The following is an 18,220-nucleotide window of genomic DNA, read 5'->3' on the forward strand; positions in this document are numbered from 1 at the left end:
TGCTCGTCGATGACTGCGTCACTCCTCGCGGCGGCAGCGTCCCCGACGAGAAGACGAAGTCGCACGAGGAGGCGGCCCGTTCAGGCGCGCACCAGGCGGAATGCGGCCGAAGCACCCCAGCCCGCGACCGCGGCCAGCACCAGCGACAGAAGGCCGTAGATCAGCGGCTCTTCTTGCGCGAGGTTGAAGATCCAACGCTCCAACCCCTCTTTGCGCACGCCGATCACCCGTTCCTGATGCGCAATGACGCGCTTGTCGCGCAGCAGGAACAGGCGGACCTTGTATTCGCCCTCGGTCAGGTTCGCGGGCAGGATCACATCGGTTCGGAACAGGGTTTCCTCGGTCAGTTCCACCTTGCCCTGCAGCACGCGGTAGCGGCCTTCGTCGGTGCGCACGCGCAGAAGGCCCAACAGGAACTCGCCCGCGCGGTCGGCCTCTTGCGTGATGCCCACGGCGCGGATCACGCGTTCGATGGTAATGGCGTGGCGCAGGTTGTCGGTGTCCGACAGGATGTGGTCCAAGGGGCCGGTCGTCGCCACGGCATAGAAGCTGGGCGCGCTGTCCACCCGCACTTCGGCATTGTTCAGCCAGATGCCCGCGACGCGATCCTTGCGGCGCACGGTGACCGGGGTGGACGGCCCCTGGACCGTCACGATCACCTCCAGCGGACCCACCCCCTCGGGCGGGGGGCCGGCGCGCTTGACCGCGCCGTAGATCAGGATTTCCGATCCGTCGAAATCAGCGGTGATCGAGACGCGGTTCTGGCTCATCCCGGCGACGATCTGCTCTTGCGCGGCGGCAGGCAGCGCCAGGGCCACCAGAAGGAGCGCGAGGCGGATCATGGCAGCGCCCCGGCGACCGAATAGAGTTCTGACGGTTCGAGCAGCAGGTCGACGGCGATACGGACCGACACGGCCAGCACCAGAAGCGACAGCAGGATGCGCAACTGTTCGGCCTTCAGCCGCATGCCGACGCGAGTGCCAATCTGCGCGCCGACCACCCCGCCCAGGATCAGCAGCAGCGCCAGCATCATGTCAACCGTCTGGCTGGTCACCGCATGCATCACCGTGGTGAAGGCGGTGACGAAGATGATCTGGAAAAGCGAGGTGCCGATCACGACCTTCGTGGGCATCCCCAGGAGATAGATCATCGCGGGGACCATGATGAACCCGCCGCCAACCCCCATGATCGCCGCCAGAAAGCCGACCAGCGCCCCCACGGCCAGGGGTGGTATCACGCTGATGTAAAGGCCGCTGGCGCGGAATTTCATCTTGAAGGGCAGCCCATGCACCCAGGAATGGACATGGGCCCGCCGGATCGGCGCGCCGGGCTTGCGGGCGCGCAGCAGGCTGCGCAGGCTTTCCTGGAACATCATCGCGCCGATCAGGCCCAGGAAGATGACATAGGAAAGCTGCACGAACAGGTCGACCTGACCTGCCGCCGTCATCAACCGAAAGACCCAGATGCCGATGGCAGACCCGACGATGCCGCCCACCAGCAGCACCCAGCCCATGGTGAAGTCTACCCCCTTGCGCCGAAGCTGCGCCAGGACGCCCGAGACCGACGAGGCCACCACCTGGTTCGCCCCGGTCGCCACCGCCACCGCTGGAGGCACGCCGATGAAGAACAGCAAGGGCGTGATCAGAAAGCCGCCACCCACGCCGAACATGCCGGACATGAAGCCCACGATTCCACCCAGCCCCAGAAGCAGGAAGGCATTGACCGAAACCTCGGCGATGGGGAGGTAAAGCTGCATGGGCACGGGCCCGATCAGGGGGAAAGCGGCGGAGTGATCAAAGGGTTGCGCACCTTTGACCGCGATGTCAAACGGCCTTTGCCCTCATCGGAGGTTGCGCAGGAAATCCCGCAGGATGCGTTCCAGTTTTGCCGCACCCAGGGGGGCCATAGCCTTGGTGTGTTCGTGGCTGATCTTCTCGTCGCTCATCCCGGCGGCCATGTTGGTGATGGTCGAGATGGCGGCGACCTTGAGGCCGAGGAAGCGCGCCAGGATCACCTCGGGCACGGTGGACATGCCGACCGCGTCGCCGCCGAGAAGTTTCAGCATGCGGATTTCGGCCGGGGTTTCGAACGAGGGGCCGGAGTACCAGCAGTAGACGCCTTCGGGCAGATCCACGCCTGCCCGCGCGGCAGCGACCTTGAGCGCGGCGCGCAGGCCGGGGTCGTGGGCCTCGGTCATCGGGACGAAGCGCGCGTCGGTCTTTTCGCCGATCAGCGGGTTCAGGCCGGAATAGTTGATGTGGTCGGACAGTAGCATGACATTGCCCGGCGGAATGTCGCCGCGCAGCGAGCCGGCTGCATTGGTCAAGATCAGGTCGCTGGCGCCGAGAGCCTTCAGCACCTGCAAGGGCAGCAGCATGGCCCGGGAATTGCCGTTTTCATAGTAATGCTCACGCGCGCCAAAGACGGCAACGCGGATGCCCTCCAGCTCTCCGATATGCAGGTTGGGGTTGTGGCCCGAAACGCCGACATGCGGGAAGCCGGGCAGGTCGTCGTAGGGGATCGCCTCGCCCTGGACCTCGCGCGCGATATGACCGAGGCCCGAGCCGAGGATCAGGCCCAGGCGGACCGGGGCGTCGCCGGCACGGGCGCGGATCAGCGTGGCAAGGGTCGCGGAGTCTGTCATCGGCTGCGCCTCTGGCTGGCCGGGGAAGCGGGGGTTTCACACCCCCGCACCCCCGTGGGATATTTGGAGAAGAGAAAGACAATTTTAAACGAATTGTCCGGGTCAGCGTTCCTTCACATAGGGTTCACCGCCGGCGCGGGGCGGGATGGCCTTGCCGATGAACCCTGCCAGCACGATCACGGTCAGGAGATAGGGCAGAGCATCCAGGAAGGGGACAGGCACCTTCACCTGCACCACCGCCTGCACCACGTCGGGCCTCAGCGCCAGCGCCTGGAAGAAGCCGAACAGCAGGCAAGCCCAAAGCGCCGCCACCGGACGCCACTTGGCAAAGATCAGTGCGGCAAGGGCGATGTAGCCGCGTCCCGCCGTCATCTCGCGCCCGAAGCCTGCTTGCAGCGCGGTGGCCATATAGGCCCCGGCTAGGCCGCACAGGACGCCGGTGATCGCCACCGCCGCAAAGCGCAGGCCGACGACCGAGACACCCGCAGTATCGACGGCGGCCGGGTTCTCGCCCACCGCACGCAGGCGCAGGCCAAAGCGGGTACGGTTCAGAACCCACCAGGACAGGGGAACCATGGCAAGCGCGACATAGACCAGAAGGGAGTGGCCCGAGATCACCTCGAAATACAACGGTCCAAGGAGAGGCACGCCCTGCAGGCTTTCGGCGAAAGGCAGCGTGATCGGGTTGAACCGCGCCGCACCTTCCAGCGGCGGGGTGCGGCCGCCCTGGCCGAACAGGGCCTGAGCGATCAGCACCGTGATTCCAGAGGCGAGAAAGTTCAGTGCGACCCCGGAAATCAGCTGGTTGCCCCGGAAGGTGATCGAGGCGATCCCGTGGATAGCGGCGAAGATCAGCGAGGCGCCGATCCCGGCCAGAAGGCCAAGCCAGACCGACCCGGTCAGGAAGGCCACCGCACCCGAGGACATGGCGGCGGCAAGCATCTTGCCCTCCAGCCCGATGTCGAAGATGCCGGACCGTTCGGAGAACAACCCCGCAAGGCAGGCGAGCAGCAGCGGCGTCGCCAGGCGCAGGGTCGAGTCGAGCAGTTGCAGGAGTGTGGCGTAGTCCATCACGCGGCCCCCAGTTTCTGGCTGCGGAAAAGGCCGAAGATCCGGGTCAGAAGCATCCGCACCATCATGTCCAGCGCCCCGGTGAACAGGATCACCAACCCCTGCACGACGATCCGCATTTCGGGCGGGATCTGCAGGATCAGGCCCAGTTCGGCGCCGCCCTGATACAGGAACCCGAACAGAAGCGCCGCCAGCACCACGCCCAGGGGATGGTTCCGTCCCATAAGCGCCACCGCGATACCGATGAAACCCGCCCCTTCCGAGGAGTTCTGCAGCAGGCGCCCCGCTTCGCCCATCACGTTGTTGACGCTCATCATTCCGGCCAGCGCGCCGGACAGAAGCATCGCCACCATGATGATGAAAACCGGGTTGATCCCGGCATAGCGGGCCGCGGCCTCGGACTTGCCGAAGGCGCGGATCTGGTAGCCAAGCCGCGTCTGCCACAGGATCGCCCAGACCACGACCGCCATGGCCAGTGCCAGGAACAGGGTCACGTTCGCCGGGACGCCGGTATACATCGGTTCGCCCCGGGAATTGATGCGCTGCACGCCGTCAGGCCCCATCACCGCGTAAAGCTGCCGGATGCCGGGGATTTCGCTGAAGGTGGGCAGGGCTGCGCCAGCAGGAAAGCGGGCCGAGGCGGGGTCCATCTGGCCATCCGGGCGCAGGACATCGACCAGAAGGTAGACCAGCAGCGCCGCCGCGATGTAGTTGAACATGATCGTGGTGATCACGATATGGCTGCCGCGTTTCGCTTGCAGATAGGCCGGGACCGCCGCCCAGGCCGCCCCGAAGATCGCCGCCCCCATCGTTGCGGCGGCCAAGGCCAGCGTCCAGTGCGGCCAGTCCAGCGAAAGGCAGACCAGCGCCACGCCCAGGGCGCCCAGCTGTGCCTGCCCCTCGCCGCCGATGTTGAACAGGCCGGCATGGAAGGCCACCGTCACCGCCAATCCGGTGAAGATGAAGCTGGTGGTGTAGTATAGCGTATAGCCCCAGCCATAGGCCGATCCCAGCGCGCCCTCGACCATGACGTTGAACGCCTCGACCGGGCTTTGCCCGATGGACAGAAGCACCAGCGCCGAGATGGCCCCGGCAAGGATCAACGAGACGAGCGGGACGAGGACGACGTCGGCCCAGCGTGGCAAGCGGTCCATCAGACGGCCCTCCGGTCATTTCGGTTTGCGCGGGATGCCCCGCTGCCATTCCCCTTCGCGGGCATCCCGACGTTGATGGTCAGGCGGGGGGAGCGGGCCAAGGCCCCTCCCCTCCCGCAATTTGGCAAGAGGGTCGGGGCGGGGGATTGCGGCAGAGGGGTCATGCTGCCTCTCCCTTGCCGGTCATTCCGGCCATCAGCATCCCCAACTCGCGCTCGTCGGTCTTTTCAGGGTCGCGGAATCCCATCAGCTTGCCGTCGAACATCACCGCGATGCGGTCTGACAGCGACATGATCTCGTCCAGTTCGACGCTGACCAGAAGCACGGCCTTGCCGGCATCGCGAAGCGCGATGATCTGGTTGTGAATGAACTCGATCGCGCCGATGTCCACGCCCCGGGTGGGCTGGCCGACCAGCAACAGGTCGGGGTTCTGCTCCATCTCGCGGGCGACGACGATCTTCTGCTGGTTCCCGCCGGAAAAGCTTTTCGCCGCCAGGCCCGGGATCGGCGGGCGGACGTCGAACTTCTCCATCTTGCGGGCGGTGTCGGCGCGCAGCGCCTCGTTGTCCATGAAAAGCGCGTTCTTCTGGTATTCCGGTTCGTTGAAATAGCCGAAGGCCACGTTTTCCCAGGCGGTGAAGTCCAGGATCAACCCGTAATGATGCCGGTCCTCGGGGACATGAGCGATACCCGCCCGGCGGCGCGACTGCCCGTCCGAGCCCTTGCCGGACAGGGGCAGATCGGCCCCGTTCAGCGTGACCTTGCCGGTGGCGCGCATCATGCCACCCAGGGCTGCCAGCAATTCCGACTGGCCATTGCCCGCGACACCGGCGATGCCCAGGATCTCGCCAGCGCGGATTTCGAAGCTGACGCCTTTCAGGCGTTCGACCTTGTGTTCGTCGTTGACCCGCAGATCCTCGACCTTCAGAACCACGGCACCCGGCGTCGCGGGCTTCTTTTCGACTTCCAGCAATACCTTGCGGCCCACCATCAGCTCGGCCAGTTGCTCGGGGCTGGTCTCGGCGGTCTTGACCGTGGCGACCATCGTGCCGCGCCGCATGACGCTGACATTGTCGGTGGCCTCCATGATCTCGCGCAGCTTGTGAGTGATCAGGATGATCGTCTTGCCCTGCTCTTTCAGCCCTTTCAGGATGCGGAACAGATGGTCGGCCTCGGCCGGGGTCAAGACGCCCGTGGGTTCGTCCAGGATCAGGATTTCGGCCTGCCGATACAGGGCCTTCAGGATTTCCACCCGTTGCTGGTGACCGACCGAAAGGTCTTCGACCAGCGCGTCGGGGTCCACGTCCAGTTCATAGTCGCGGGACAGCGCCTCCAGCACCTTGCGCGCCTTGGCGAGACTGGTGTTCAGCAGCTGCCCCTCTTCCGCGCCCAGGACGACGTTTTCCAGGACGGTAAAGTTCTGCACCAGTTTGAAATGCTGGAACACCATGCCGATCCCGGCCCGGATCGCGCTTTGGCTGTCGGGGATCGCGGTCAGCTTGCCGCCGATGAAGATCTGCCCGGCATCAGCCTTGTAGAACCCATAGAGGATCGACATCAGCGTGGACTTGCCCGCCCCGTTCTCGCCGATGATCCCGTGGATCGTGCCGCGCGGCACCGCGATGTTGATGTCCTTGTTTGCCTGGACCGGACCGAAGGCCTTGGAGATGCCCTTCAACTCGATGGCGAGCGCGCCGTCAGCAGCCATGTGTTCCCCCTTCACGCCGGATGGTCCGCTTCTGGTGCGCGGGTTTCAAGGCATCCTTGCGAAAAGTGCCGCGCCATGTCTGGCGCGGCACCGATTTGCTCTGATCCGACGATTAGAACGTTGCCGCCGGGCAGGTGTTGTCGGACATGTAGTCGTGAACGACCAGTTCGCCCGACTTGATCTTCTCGGCCGCGGCATCAACCGCTGCCTGCATTTCCGGGGTCACAAGGGCGGCGTTGTTCTCGTCCATCGCATAGCCGACGCCGTCCGACTTGAGGTCCAGGACGTTGATGCCGGGGGCCAGGTCGACACCTTCCTTGAAGGCGTTGTAGACGGCAACGTCCACGCGCTTCAGCATCGAGGTCAGGATCTTGCCGGGGTGCATGCCGTTCTGGTTGCTGTCAACGCCGATGGCCAGAATGCCCTCGTCCGCCGCCGCTTGCAGGACGCCCACGCCGGTGCCGCCAGCCGCCGCATAGATCACGTCCGCGCCTTGCGACTTCTGACCCTTGGCAAGTTCCGCGCCCTTGACCGGGTCGTTCCACGCCGCCGGAGTGGTGCCGGTCATGTTCAGCACAACCTTAGCCTCGGGGTTGGCGGCAACGACGCCCTGGGCGTAGCCGCAGCCAAAGCGGCGGATCAGCGGAATGTCCATGCCGCCGATGAAACCAACGGTGCCGGTCTTGGAGGCAAGACCCGCCATCATGCCGACAAGGTAGGACCCCTCATGCTCGGTAAAGACGACCGATTTGACGTTCGGCTGATCGACGACCATGTCGATGATCGCGAACTTGGTGTCCGGGAAGTCGGGCGCGACGGTGTTCAGCACGTCACCGAAGGCAAAGCCGGTCATGACGACCGGGTTGGCACCGGATTCGGCCAGACGACGCAGGGCCTGCTCACGCTGGGCCTCGGACTGCATCTCCAGTTCCTTGTAGGTGCCGCCGGTTTCCTTGGCCCACTTCTCGGCGCCGTTGAAGGCGGCTTCGTTGAAGGATTTGTCGAACTTGCCGCCCAGATCGAAGATGATCGCGGGTTCCGCGAAGGCGGCCCCGGCGGTCAGGGCGATGGCAGAGGCGCCCAGCAGGGATTTCATGAAGGTCATCGGATGCTCCCGGTCGTTGTTGTTATTCGTCATGCCCGGACTTTATCGGACCCCAAGGGGGACCAGAGTCGGAACCCGGCACTCCGGTTGAAATTGGGCCGGTTCCCGCAGGTGGGTCAAGGGATATTCCATTGCGGTCGCGGTGAATTTTGACCGTCCGGTCAGGTTGACGCAGCGGCCGCCGCATCCGTAAGCAGCCGGCGCAGCACCAGCGCGTCCAGGCTTTCGCCGCTGGCCGCGCGGTAATAGCCGCGCCGGCGGCCGGCAGGGGCAAAGCCAGCGCGCACATACAGGCTCTGCGCCGCCAGATTGTCCGCAGCAACCTCCAGAAAGGCGCTGTCGGCCCCCCGCAGGCGGGCCTGATACAGGAACCGGCTGACCAGCCGCTGCCCCAGCCCCCGACGCCGCGCCTCAGGCGCGACGGCAAGGGTCAGCAACTCGGCCTCACCCGCCACTGCGCGGCCCAGCAGGAACCCGGCATCGCCTTCGACCAGCAGGAACACAAGTGGATCGGCCAGGAAGCCGGCGAATTCCACCTCGGTCCAGGGTCGGGGGGTGGTGAAGCAGCGGGCGTGCAGCGCGGCAAGATCGGCAGGCGTCACGGCAGGATCACCGGAGGCGGGTCGGCCGGCGGGGCGGCATCGGCACCGCGCAGATAGAAGGGCGCAGGCCGGGGCTGCGGCATCGCGGCGCGCGTCGCCCCGATCCGGGCGATCGCCTCGACCAGCGGCATCGCCGGGACCAGCGCCCCCTGCCCCGCGGCCGAGCCGGTGGCAGCGCAGGCCGGGACCACCCGGTCGGCCAGATGCGCCGGCCCGGCACCACCGGGCGTGAAAAGCTGGACATAGACCTGCCCGCGCCTGGCATCCTCGATCACCATCACGGGACGCGGCAGGCCATGCGCCAACGCCTCCAGCCGGGTCACGCCAACGGCCGGAATCCCCAGCCCCAGGGCAAGCCCCCGGGCAGCGGCCACGGCGATGCGGACGCCGGTAAAGTTCCCCGGCCCAGTCCCCACCGCCAGCGCCTTCAGGTCGGACCAGGCCAGCCCACCCTCGGCCAGCACCTCCTCCAGCAAGGGCACCAGCCGTTCGGCCTGGCCCTTCTCCATCGGTTCGTCGCGCAGGACCACCCGGTCGGGCAACAGCAAAGCGGCCGCGCAATGCGCGGCCGACGTGTCGAAGGCCAGGATCGGCAGGATCATTTCAGGCCCAAGCCATCAAGCGGCGACGGGGCGGACTTCCAGGACCTCGGGGATGTAATGCCGCAGCAGGTTCTCGATCCCCATCTTCAGCGTCAGCGTGCTGGAGGGGCAGCCGGCGCAGGCGCCCTGCATGTGCAGGTAGACCACGCCCCGGTCAAAGCCGTGGAAGGTGATGTCCCCACCATCCTGCGCCACGGCAGGCCGGACGCGAGTGTCCAGCAACTCCTTGATCTGGCGGACGATATCGCCATCCTCGCCGGTATGCTCGGCATGACCGCCACCCGAGGCTTCGCCCTCGATCACCGGCTGGCCGGACTGGAAATGCTCCATGATCGCGCCCAGGATCTGCGGCTTGATATGCGCCCAGTCCACGGCCTCGGCCTTGGTCACGGTCACGAAATCGGTGCCGAAAAAGACACCGGTCACGCCGCCAGCCGCGAAGATGCGCCGCGCCAGCGGGGATTTCGCCGCAGCTTCGGCACTGGGGAAATCGGCGGTGCCCAGTTCAAGCACGGTCTGGCCGGGCAGGAATTTCAGCGTCGCGGGGTTCGGGGTGGATTCGGTCTGGATGAACATGGGTCGAGTCTCCGACAGGATTACTCGGATATGCGCCTTAGACCCCCGACTGTCAAGTTTGGAACCGTTCTAAATCTTGGCAAGGGCGTAAGGTGGGCGATATCGCCCACCCTACGCCGGGGCCCTATTCCGCCGCTTCCACGCGGGGCGGCGCTGCCCGGCGCATCGACTGGGTCAGCCGCCGCTCGTCCCGGGGCGAGACGCCGAACAGCTCGGTATAATGCCGGATCATCGGGCTTGAGGTCATGTAGCCCACCGAAGCGGCGATCTCGCGGAAGCTGTCATTGGAATACAGCACCCGCTGCCGCGCCTTCATAAGCCGCATCTGGTGGTAGTACCGCAGCGGGCTTTGCCCGGTCTCACGCTTGAAGGTCCGCTCGAAATGCCGGCCCGACAGGCCCACGGCGGCCGCAACGTCAGGGATGCGCAGCGGGTCCTCGACATGGGTCTCGAACAGGCGGATCGCCTCGCGGATCGGGGCGGGCAGGCTGTCAGTCGTGCCACCGGCGCGCGCCACGGGAACCTTCTGGCTAGCGTCGGCATCGCGGACGAAGGGATGCTGGAACCAGCAGGCGACCTCGGTCATGCAGTCGCGGCCAAGACGTTCCTCGATCAGGCGCAGCATCAGGTCGAACACCGCCCCGGCGCCGCTGGCGGTGATCCGCCGCCCCTCGCGCAGGATGGTCACCTCGCGCGCCTCGATCCCCGGGAAGTCGGCCTTGAATGCCGCCTCATAGCACCAGTGGACGGAACAGGGCCGCCCCTCCATCAGCCCGGCGCGGGCCAGCGGGAAGATCCCGCCCGAGAATGCGCCCAGCGTCACCCCGGTCCGGTCCAGCCAGCGCAGCCGCGCCGGGCTGCGGCGCGGGTCGGCGAATTCGGCCGTCGGCGGCGACAGCAGGTACAGGTGGTCCAGCCCCTCGACCGTCTGCAGGGTCGCGTCCGGGTCAAAGCCGATCTCGGCCGAGGACCGGACCGGCGCCGGGCTTTCGGCCACCAGAGTCCAGTCAAAGGCGCGGCGGCCGGTGATTTCGTTCGCCGCCCGCAGGGGTTCGATGGCCGAGGTCAGGCAGGCCATCGGAAAGCCGGGGAACAGAAGGAACCCCAGCCGCAGCGACTCCGGAGCGCGCGCCTCAGTCATCTGGCCACCAGCCGGCCGAGGTCGGCGCCCCATCGTCATACTGCGACAACCATGTGACCATGGCAGCACGGTTCCGGCTGAAGCCCTTGTAGGTTGCCAGTTCTTCCGGCAGGTCGCGGATCACCCGGTGCAACCGGCGCGCCCATTTCGGGACCGTCACGATCTGCTCGAAACTGCACAGGTAGCAGCGAATGTCGAAGGCGATCGCATTCGACCTGGGCAGACGGTACAGGCTTTGCAACTCTACCCGCAGGTGTTGCTTCCGGCCCAGATTTTCCGGGGTGATGCTGGCCTTCATCGGCCCCCATTTCGGGTAGGTCTCGGGCGCGGTGTCCAGAAGCGGGTTCACCGTCATCGTCCAGTTGAACCGCCGCACCGGGGCACCTTGCTGCAGCTTCAAGAGGAACTTCAGCGCCCGGTCGAAAACCCCCTTCTCATGCGCCAGCGGGACCGGGGCGTGCCATTCGTGGAAGTTCATCCCCACGTCAAAGTCCACCGACCAGTCAGCCTGCGAGGTTGCAATCCCCGCATCCATCCACAATGTCCCGTCGCGCTCATCCTGCAAGGTCCAGTCGCCCTGGGTCTGCCGCATGATGTATTCGAACGGGGGATAAGGCAGCGTCGCCTCATCCAGGAATGTGAACGACTGTTCGATACCCAGCGGCCGGTTCACCCAGTGCCAGCGATTGCCGTCCTTGGTCAGGCTGAACCACTGCGGATAATCCCGCGCCTTCGCCTCCATGATCAGTTCCAGCACGTCCCAGCCCGCCAGCGTCATGTGTGGCAGCGACTGGCAGCGCAGCGGATCCTCGGCCAGCACCTTGGCGCGGTCGATCATCTCGGCGACATAGTGTTCGTCGACGTCAAAGGTATGCTCGAAGGCCGTGCCCTTTCGACCCGGAACATGCGGCTCCATATTGACCGAGTACATGTAGTCGTCGCGGTCGAAGGGGAACGGAAACCGGCGCGGGTTGCTGTTGGTGTACGTGAAGGTGTCGCGGAACGTCTCGTCCCGAAAAAATTCGCTGAACGCACCGGGGCGGAAATCAAGGCTCATCGTCGTCTCCTATCGGTCGATGACGAGGGTCTTGCCCTCGAAGCGGCTTACGCAGGGCATGATCTTCTGGTTGGACGCCTGCTCTTCCGGCGTCAGCCAGTGGTCGCGATGCAGGATCGTTCCGTCACATTTGTGAACGGCCGTTTCGCATTGACCGCAGGCGCCGCCCCGGCACAGGTAGGGTGCATCCACACCGGCGGCCTCCATCGCCTCCAGCAGGCTTTGCGTCGTGCCGACGGTGATGGTCTTGCCCGTGATGGCAAGCTCCACCTCGAACGGCAGGCCGGTGCCGGGGGCAAGGAATTCCTCGTGGTGCAGCGCCTGCTTCGGCCAGCCCATGCCTTCGGCCGTGGACAGCACCCAGTTGATCATTCCTTTCGGGCCACAGACATACAGATGCGTACCAATCGGCTGATTTTCTAGGACCTTCTTCAGGTCGACAATCTGCTTCTGTTCGTCGAAGTAGCAATGCACCCGGTCCGGGTGCGCCGCCGTCAGACGGTCCATATAGGCCCCCAGGGCCGGGGAGCGGGCCGAATAGTGCAGTTCGAACCGGCCCCCGAAATGGGTCAATTGCGAGATTTGCGCCAGAAATGGCGTGATCCCGATCCCGCCCGCAATCATCAGGTGCTTTTTCGCCCGGTTGTCCAAGGGGAACAGGTTGACGGGGTGCGACAGCACCATCTCCATGCCCGACACCACGTGCCGGTGCATGTAAAGCGACCCACCACGGCCGACATCATCGCGCCGGACGCTGATCTCATAGCCCGACCTGTCCTCGGGGTCGGACATAAGTGAATAAGGATTCAGCCTGCGCGTCCCGTGGTCATCCATCTCGACCACGGTATGCGCGCCGCCCGAAAAGGCGGGCAGCGGCGAGCCGTCACGGCTGACAAAGCGAAAGCGCTTGATCAACTCGTTGACTTCGACCACTTCGGCCACGCGAACCAGAAGTTTCGCACCCCCGCTCATTTGAACCTCACCACGCTTTCCGGCACCTGGCCGGGGTCCTCGGCGTCGATGTTGACGCCCTGGAAGGCGGCCATGCGCCGGGAATAATGGTCGCGGACAAAAAGGCTTAGCCCGCAATGGCTGCATTTGAACGGGTCCGTCGCCACGTTCTCGGTGATCCCCTTGCAATGCACGCATTGCACCCGCCGCAGGGTGGACCCGCGCTGTTCCTTCTGGATCGAGGCGAAGGGAAAGCCGGTATTCATGATCTCGCGCTCGGCCTGACCGATCAGGCTTTCGGTGCCCGCAAGGTAGAACTGAGTTCCCATATGCGCATCCGCCAGCACCCGCACAAGTCGTGGCAGCAGCGCCGGAATCGTGGGGGCACGAAAGAACTGGGCCGCGCCCAAAGCCTCCAGCTTCGCCGATCCATCGGTCCCGGTCGGCCCGGGGCAGTACATCACATGGGCCACCGCCAGGATTTCCGAACGGTTGCTCGCCTTGGCCAGCAGGTCCGTCACGGCATCCGCACCGGCATCGTCGGCCACGATCACATGCAGCTTGCCCGGACGCGGTTCAAGCGGCGCATAGACCGGGCGCGACTTGATCGCGGGGGCGTCGATGGGGGTCAGGTCTATTTTCACAGGCTCCGGTTCCTTGCAGAGGGGACCCGCCTTGGCAGCGGGTCCCGAACGCGGTTCAGTCCTTGGCGGTGCGGCGCTTCTTCTCGACGTCGTAGAAGGGCAGCGAATGGGTCACGGCCTTGATCGGGCCATGCGTCCCGCAGCGCACTTCCACCTCGACGCCATCCACCGCGCAATCGACCGGCAGACGCGCAATCGCCACGACCCAGTCGTTCAGCGGCGAATACATCGGCTGCGTCACGACGCCGATCTTCTTGCCATCCTTGTAGACGGGGGCGTTGCCGGGGACATTCTTGCCCTCCAATTTCAGGCCCCAGATCTTGAAGCGTTCCTTGCCTTGCAGGCGGTAATGCTCCTCCGCGCCGCGGAAGCCGGTCTTGCCCTTGGTCACGGTCCAGTCGAGGCCAAGCTCCCACAGGGTATCCCCCGGGCCTTCGTCCTCGAACGGGTACATTTCCGAGTTGTCGAAGGGGAAGAACAGCAGGTAGCTTTCCGCCCGCAGCATATCCAGCGTGGTGAAGCGGCAGGGGATGATCCCCATCGCCTTGCCTTCTTCCAGGATGGTGTCCCAGATCACGCCCGCGTCCTGGCCACGGCAGAAGATTTCATAGCCGCGTTCACCGGTATACCCGGTGCGCGAAAGGGTGATCGGCTTGCCGAACAGCATCGCCGGCATATGACCCATATAGGGCAGCTGGCGCACGGCGGGGATGTGCTTTTCCAGATAGTCCACTGCCAGCGGGCCTTGCAGCGACAGGTCGTGCAGATTGTCGTCAAACCGGATCGAGACGTCGCGGCCCGTCGCCGCCATCGTCAGCTGCTCATGCCCCTGACCCGAGCCATGCACCACGGTATAGCTGTTCGGCCCCATCCGGTAGATGATGCAGTCGTCAACGAACTTGCCCGCGTCGTTCAGCATGCAGGCGTAAACCGACTTGCCGGGCGCGATCTTCTCCGGGTCGCGGGTCGTCGCCCGGTCGATCACATGGCTGGCCGCATGACCGGTGATGTGGACCTTCTTCAGACCCGACACGTCCATCAGGCCGGCCTTGGTGCGGATCGCCATGTATTCGGCATTCGGGTCGCCCTTGGAATAGGACCAGGCCGTGCCCATCCCGCTCCAATCTTCCAGGTTCGAGCCGAGCGCCCGATGCCGGTCCATCAGTGCCGAGAAACGCCAGGAATTCGTCATGCTTCAACCCTCCCCTGTGGTCTTGATTTTCGCCGAGTGTCAGGCGATTCCCGCCAGAAAGCAATAATGAAGTGCAACAAAATTTCTTGCCAGAAAACAATCGCCCAAGAAAAAGGCCGCCCCGAAGGACGGCCCTTTCCAAAGCGGTTTGCCCCCGGTCAGGCAGGCAGCACGAAGAACCAGTTCGCCCACAGCACCACGGCTGCACCCAGAATCAGCGCCAGGTAGGGCAGCATCCCCGCCTTCCGCTCACCCAGATCGCCATAGGCCAGGCCCATATCGTCATAGGCCTCCTTCGGGAACTTGCCGCCGTCCACGACATAGTGGCGATACCAGAACACCGGGAAGATGAAGGCCGCGAAGATCAGCCCCGACCACAGCGCGTTCTCATAGCCCCAGACCTTGGCGCCCGCGCCCAGGAACAGGGCGTTGACGAAGGCCAGCAGCGTGTTCACCCCGATCAGCCAGGTCGGCGCCTTCCACGGCCGCTCGATATGGGCGCTGTCGATGCGGTGGATCCAGCCGGCGTTAAGGTTCAGGAAGTTGAACAGGATGTAACCGACGTTCGAGATCGCAAGGACGTAGAAGTACCCGCCGATGTCCGAGGCCAGCGCCAGCAGCACGACGTTGAACGCAAAGTCCGTCCACATCGCGTTTCGCGGCGCGCCGTGGCTGTTCACCTCGCCCAGGTACTTCGGCAGCCACCCATCGCGCGAGCCTTGGTAAAGGGTGCGCGACGATCCGGCCATAGCGGTCATGATCGCGAGGAACAGCGCCATGATCATCAGGATCACGAAGATCTGGGTGATCACCGGCCCGCCGCCGATCATGTTGCCCATCGCCTCGCCCACGCCCGTGCCGTCGACGATGCCGGTGGCCAGCATGCCCTCGACCCCGTAGACGCCCTGGAACGAGAACGGGATCAGGAAGAAGAACACGATGCACAGCAGGCCCGAGTAGAAGATCGCGCGGAACGTATCGGTCTTCGGGTCCTTCAGTTCGCGCGTGTAGCAGACCGCCGTCTCGAACCCGTAGGTCGACCAGGCGGCGATGTACATGCCGCCGAGGAACAGCGTCCAGCCCCCGATGTTCCACTCGCCATCCACCCCGGAATAGGCCGCTGTCGGCGGAACCAGGTTGGTGACGTTCATCCAGTTGATCGACCCGGTCAGGATCGGCACCAGACCGACCAGCAGCAGCGGCACCAGCACGATGATCGCCAGGTACTTCTGCGCCGAGGCGGTCGAGGCGATGCCCCGCTCCTGGATCGTCAGGATGATCAGCATCAGGATCACGCCGATCACGAAGGTCGAGTTGAAGTGCAGCGTCCCAAGGCCCGGAATGGTGATGGTGAAGGCTTCCCAGACCCGGAAGGCCGGGGTCAGCGCCGCAACACCGTCCGTTGCCGCAACCGCCTTGATCGCATCCTCGACCGCAACGCCCGCGTTCGCGGCCATGTAGTCGATGACCGACTGCGTCTGGGCCGTGTAGCTGGCGATGTTCGCAGTCACCCAGTCGATCACCGGCTGGCTATCCGCCAAGGGGATCGGGAACAGCGCGTTCAGGATATAGCCCGCCGCAATGGCGCAGCCCAAGGACAGCACGGGCGACCAGGCGAACCAGTTGCACCAGACCGACAATGGCGCGATCAGCTTGCCATAGCGTAGCCAGGCCGTCGCCCCGTAGACCGAGGTTCCGCCCGACTTGTTGCCGAACATCCCCGCCATTTCGGCATAGGTGAAGCTTTGCAGGAACCCCATGACCATCGAGATCATCCAGACCGCGAAAGCCAGTTTCCCCGTGGTGCCCGCGATCCCGCCGATCGAGAACAGCACCAGTGGCGGCACGCCGGCGGCGACCCAGAAGGCGCCCTTCCAGCTTAGCGCCCGGACCATCTGCCCGGACCCGCTATGCGGCTGGGCTGGATTGCCCACTCCGATTTCAGTCGTCATTCCCTCACTCCTGTTGGAAGAAGCGGAGGTTCGCGGCCGGTGCCCTCCCGCATGGCCAGTCCATGGTCCGCTTCCGGTTTTCGTTTTCACCGGGACGTGGGGCGATAGGTTCCGCCGGTTTTCCTTCGTCCAGACAGTCAGGCTTTTGGTGCCGAACGCGGAAAGGAAAGCACGCTCCTGCCCGCATGGCGAGAAAAAATTCATCTACGCGAAAAAATGTTTCCCAGGGTTTCGGCAGCCGCACGCGCTGCCCGGAAAACGTGCCCGGCGCGCCCGGATCAGGGGGCGCGCCGGGCGTGGTTCAATTGCGCAGGTAGCTTTCCATCGAATCTTCCAGCGCATCCTTCCACGGCGTGTGGTGGACCGGGGCCATCGTGCCGGTGATGACCGACTTGTAGGCGTTGTTGCGGAAGGCCATGATGTCCTTCTTCTTGTGTTCCTTCCACTCGAAGAAGGCCTCGCAGGCGCCGTCCACGTCAAAGGACGGATAGTCCGTCTCGGCGATCAGCTCTTTCACATAGTCGCCCTGATAGTGGATCGCGTCGTGGGCATCCTTGCCCTCGTCCTCGTGTTTCACACGGTCCTCGACGTCCTTCAGCAACACGGCCTTGTCGGTCGGGATCTGGATCTTGCCCATGATCGCATCGCGCACCCACCAGGCCTGCGCGTCGAACATGTTGAAGGTGAACCACTGGTCCTGCATCCCGACGTAGAACAGCTTGGGGTTGTGGACCCAGGCCACGCCCTTGTAGAGGTCCGCCGTCGCCAGCCGGTTCGCCGTCTTCAGCCGCAGGTCGTCCGGCAGGAACGGGAAATGGTGCTTGTAGCCGGTGCAAAGGATGATCGCGTCGATCTTCTTTGACGTGCCGTCGGCGAAGTAGGCGGTCGTCTCATCGACGCGCACCAGCTTTGGCACTTCCTTCCAGTTGTCCGGCCAGTTGAATCCCATCGGCGCGTTCCGGTAGGCGACGGTGATCGACTTGGCCCCATATTTCCAGCACTGCGACCCGATATCCTCGGCCGAGTAGCTGGAGCCGAGCAACAGCAGATCCTTGCCCGCAAACTCGCGCGCGTCGCGGAAATCGTGGGCGTGCAGGACGCGGCCGTTGAACTTGTCGAAGCCGGGGTATTCCGGGACGTTCGGGACCGAGAAGTGACCGGACGCGACGATGACGTTGTCGAAGTCCTCGGAATACATCCGGTCGGCCTTCAGGTCATGCACGGTGACCGTGAAATTTCCCTTGTCCTCGTTGTATTTGACCATGCGGACCGTGGTGCAGAAGCGGATCCAGTCGCGGACGCCCGCCTTCTTCACCCGGCCTTCGATATAGTCGAACAGCACCGCGCGCGGCGGGTAGCTGGCGATCTGCTTGCCGAAATGTTCCTCGAAGGAATAGTCGGCGAATTCCAGACCTTCCTTCGGGCCGTTCGACCACAGATAGCGGTACATACTGCAGTGGACCGGCTCGCCATGCTCGTCCAGCCCCGTGCGCCAGGTGTAGTTCCAAAGGCCACCCCAGTTCGACTGCTTCTCGAAGCAGACCACTTCCGGGATATCTTCGCCCTTCGCCTTGGCCGACTGGAACGCGCGCAATTGCGCAAGCCCGGACGGGCCCGCCCCGATGACGGCGACTCTCTTCTTCATCTGTACCTCCGGTGTTGGTCAGTCGTCGCGACGCTTCCAGGCGTCGTCTTGACCAAAAGCCTAGAGGACAAGTTGCGTGTGTGTCAAATCTTCTTCCCAGTGGTGAAAAGCAGAAACCCCAGAGGTTTGCACCTCTGGGGTCCGACTCACAACTTCTGCACGAAATTCTGGCAGAT

Annotated in this window: 17 protein-coding genes; all 17 read right to left on the reverse strand. The window is 64.6% G+C overall.

The features are described 5' to 3' along the window. Window positions 1-80: 80 nt before the first annotated feature. Window positions 81-842 (reverse strand): TIGR02186 family protein, encoded by a 762-nt coding sequence (locus tag CXR42_RS15105; protein WP_103258414.1) that lies wholly within the window; start codon window positions 840-842, stop codon window positions 81-83. Further along, a complete protein-coding gene (locus CXR42_RS15110; RefSeq protein WP_103258415.1) occupies window positions 839-1,756 on the reverse strand; it encodes a sulfite exporter TauE/SafE family protein in 918 nt (305 codons plus the stop codon). The genes CXR42_RS15105 and CXR42_RS15110 overlap by 4 nt, the downstream gene beginning before the upstream one ends. An 84-nt stretch (window positions 1,757-1,840) precedes the next feature. After that, on the reverse strand, window positions 1,841-2,644 hold the full coding sequence (locus CXR42_RS15115; protein ID WP_103258416.1) for a purine-nucleoside phosphorylase: 804 nt from the start codon (window positions 2,642-2,644) through the stop codon (window positions 1,841-1,843). Between the two features lie 102 nt (window positions 2,645-2,746). Beyond that, on the reverse strand, window positions 2,747-3,715 hold the full coding sequence (locus tag CXR42_RS15120) for an ABC transporter permease (protein WP_103258417.1): 969 nt from the start codon (window positions 3,713-3,715) through the stop codon (window positions 2,747-2,749). Further along, window positions 3,715-4,869, reverse strand: coding sequence for an ABC transporter permease (locus tag CXR42_RS15125; RefSeq protein ID WP_103258418.1), 1,155 nt, complete (start codon window positions 4,867-4,869; stop codon window positions 3,715-3,717). Before CXR42_RS15125 ends, CXR42_RS15120 begins: the two co-directional genes overlap by 1 nt. 160 nt (window positions 4,870-5,029) lie before the next feature. Further along, the gene (locus tag CXR42_RS15130; RefSeq protein ID WP_103258419.1) at window positions 5,030-6,577 is read right to left on the reverse strand and encodes an ABC transporter ATP-binding protein; all 1,548 of its coding nucleotides are present in this window, start codon (window positions 6,575-6,577) and stop codon (window positions 5,030-5,032) included. Window positions 6,578-6,689: 112 nt separating this feature from the next. After that, on the reverse strand, window positions 6,690-7,682 hold the full coding sequence (locus CXR42_RS15135; RefSeq protein ID WP_103258633.1) for a BMP family lipoprotein: 993 nt from the start codon (window positions 7,680-7,682) through the stop codon (window positions 6,690-6,692). Window positions 7,683-7,843: 161 nt separating this feature from the next. Continuing rightward, window positions 7,844-8,284, reverse strand: coding sequence for a GNAT family N-acetyltransferase (locus CXR42_RS15140; protein WP_103258420.1), 441 nt, complete (start codon window positions 8,282-8,284; stop codon window positions 7,844-7,846). Continuing rightward, window positions 8,281-8,886 carry a tRNA (adenosine(37)-N6)-threonylcarbamoyltransferase complex dimerization subunit type 1 TsaB gene (gene tsaB / locus CXR42_RS15145; protein ID WP_103258421.1) on the reverse strand — a complete coding sequence of 202 codons (606 nt, stop codon included), beginning with the start codon at window positions 8,884-8,886 and terminating at the stop codon, window positions 8,281-8,283. Before tsaB ends, CXR42_RS15140 begins: the two co-directional genes overlap by 4 nt. A gap of 15 nt (window positions 8,887-8,901) precedes the next feature. Beyond that, on the reverse strand, window positions 8,902-9,462 hold the full coding sequence (locus CXR42_RS15150; protein ID WP_103258422.1) for a NifU family protein: 561 nt from the start codon (window positions 9,460-9,462) through the stop codon (window positions 8,902-8,904). 124 nt (window positions 9,463-9,586) lie between these two features. Then, window positions 9,587-10,603 (reverse strand): GlxA family transcriptional regulator, encoded by a 1,017-nt coding sequence (locus CXR42_RS15155; RefSeq protein WP_103258423.1) that lies wholly within the window; start codon window positions 10,601-10,603, stop codon window positions 9,587-9,589. Next, entirely contained in the window at window positions 10,596-11,660 is a 1,065-nt protein-coding gene (locus tag CXR42_RS15160) for a heme-dependent oxidative N-demethylase family protein (protein WP_103258424.1), read from the reverse strand. The genes CXR42_RS15155 and CXR42_RS15160 overlap by 8 nt, the downstream gene beginning before the upstream one ends. 9 nt (window positions 11,661-11,669) lie before the next feature. Then, window positions 11,670-12,632: a PDR/VanB family oxidoreductase gene (locus CXR42_RS15165; RefSeq protein ID WP_103258425.1), complete on the reverse strand. Its 963-nt coding sequence runs from the start codon at window positions 12,630-12,632 to the stop codon at window positions 11,670-11,672. Then, window positions 12,629-13,255 (reverse strand): dimethylamine monooxygenase subunit DmmA family protein, encoded by a 627-nt coding sequence (locus tag CXR42_RS15170; protein ID WP_146038086.1) that lies wholly within the window; start codon window positions 13,253-13,255, stop codon window positions 12,629-12,631. Before CXR42_RS15170 ends, CXR42_RS15165 begins: the two co-directional genes overlap by 4 nt. A gap of 55 nt (window positions 13,256-13,310) precedes the next feature. Beyond that, window positions 13,311-14,447, reverse strand: coding sequence for an aminomethyl transferase family protein (locus CXR42_RS15175; protein WP_103258426.1), 1,137 nt, complete (start codon window positions 14,445-14,447; stop codon window positions 13,311-13,313). A 158-nt stretch (window positions 14,448-14,605) separates the two neighbouring features. Further along, entirely contained in the window at window positions 14,606-16,399 is a 1,794-nt protein-coding gene (locus CXR42_RS15180) for a trimethylamine N-oxide permease (protein ID WP_103258427.1), read from the reverse strand. A 301-nt stretch (window positions 16,400-16,700) separates the two neighbouring features. Beyond that, the gene (locus CXR42_RS15185; protein ID WP_103258428.1) at window positions 16,701-18,044 is read right to left on the reverse strand and encodes an NAD(P)-binding domain-containing protein; all 1,344 of its coding nucleotides are present in this window, start codon (window positions 18,042-18,044) and stop codon (window positions 16,701-16,703) included. Between the last annotated feature and the right edge of the window lie 176 nt (window positions 18,045-18,220).

It is taken from the genome of Tabrizicola aquatica, from assembly GCF_002900975.1.
Taxonomy (GTDB): domain Bacteria; phylum Pseudomonadota; class Alphaproteobacteria; order Rhodobacterales; family Rhodobacteraceae; genus Tabrizicola; species Tabrizicola aquatica.

Bases quoted from the DNA above. Each gene is read 5' to 3' on its own strand.
- CXR42_RS15105 (WP_103258414.1), bottom strand. From the start codon at position 842: ATGATCCGCCTCGCGCTCCTTCTGGTGGCCCTGGCGCTGCCTGCCGCC.
- CXR42_RS15110 (WP_103258415.1), bottom strand. From the start codon at position 1,756: ATGCAGCTTTACCTCCCCATCGCCGAGGTTTCGGTCAATGCCTTCCTG.
- CXR42_RS15115 (WP_103258416.1), bottom strand. From the start codon at position 2,644: ATGACAGACTCCGCGACCCTTGCCACGCTGATCCGCGCCCGTGCCGGC.
- CXR42_RS15120 (WP_103258417.1), bottom strand. From the start codon at position 3,715: ATGGACTACGCCACACTCCTGCAACTGCTCGACTCGACCCTGCGCCTG.
- CXR42_RS15125 (WP_103258418.1), bottom strand. From the start codon at position 4,869: ATGGACCGCTTGCCACGCTGGGCCGACGTCGTCCTCGTCCCGCTCGTC.
- CXR42_RS15130 (WP_103258419.1), bottom strand. From the start codon at position 6,577: ATGGCTGCTGACGGCGCGCTCGCCATCGAGTTGAAGGGCATCTCCAAG.
- CXR42_RS15135 (WP_103258633.1), bottom strand. From the start codon at position 7,682: ATGACCTTCATGAAATCCCTGCTGGGCGCCTCTGCCATCGCCCTGACC.
- tsaB (WP_103258421.1), bottom strand. From the start codon at position 8,886: ATGATCCTGCCGATCCTGGCCTTCGACACGTCGGCCGCGCATTGCGCG.
- CXR42_RS15150 (WP_103258422.1), bottom strand. From the start codon at position 9,462: ATGTTCATCCAGACCGAATCCACCCCGAACCCCGCGACGCTGAAATTC.
- CXR42_RS15155 (WP_103258423.1), bottom strand. From the start codon at position 10,603: ATGACTGAGGCGCGCGCTCCGGAGTCGCTGCGGCTGGGGTTCCTTCTG.
- CXR42_RS15160 (WP_103258424.1), bottom strand. From the start codon at position 11,660: ATGAGCCTTGATTTCCGCCCCGGTGCGTTCAGCGAATTTTTTCGGGAC.
- CXR42_RS15165 (WP_103258425.1), bottom strand. From the start codon at position 12,632: ATGAGCGGGGGTGCGAAACTTCTGGTTCGCGTGGCCGAAGTGGTCGAA.
- CXR42_RS15175 (WP_103258426.1), bottom strand. From the start codon at position 14,447: ATGACGAATTCCTGGCGTTTCTCGGCACTGATGGACCGGCATCGGGCG.
- CXR42_RS15180 (WP_103258427.1), bottom strand. From the start codon at position 16,399: ATGACGACTGAAATCGGAGTGGGCAATCCAGCCCAGCCGCATAGCGGG.
- CXR42_RS15185 (WP_103258428.1), bottom strand. From the start codon at position 18,044: ATGAAGAAGAGAGTCGCCGTCATCGGGGCGGGCCCGTCCGGGCTTGCG.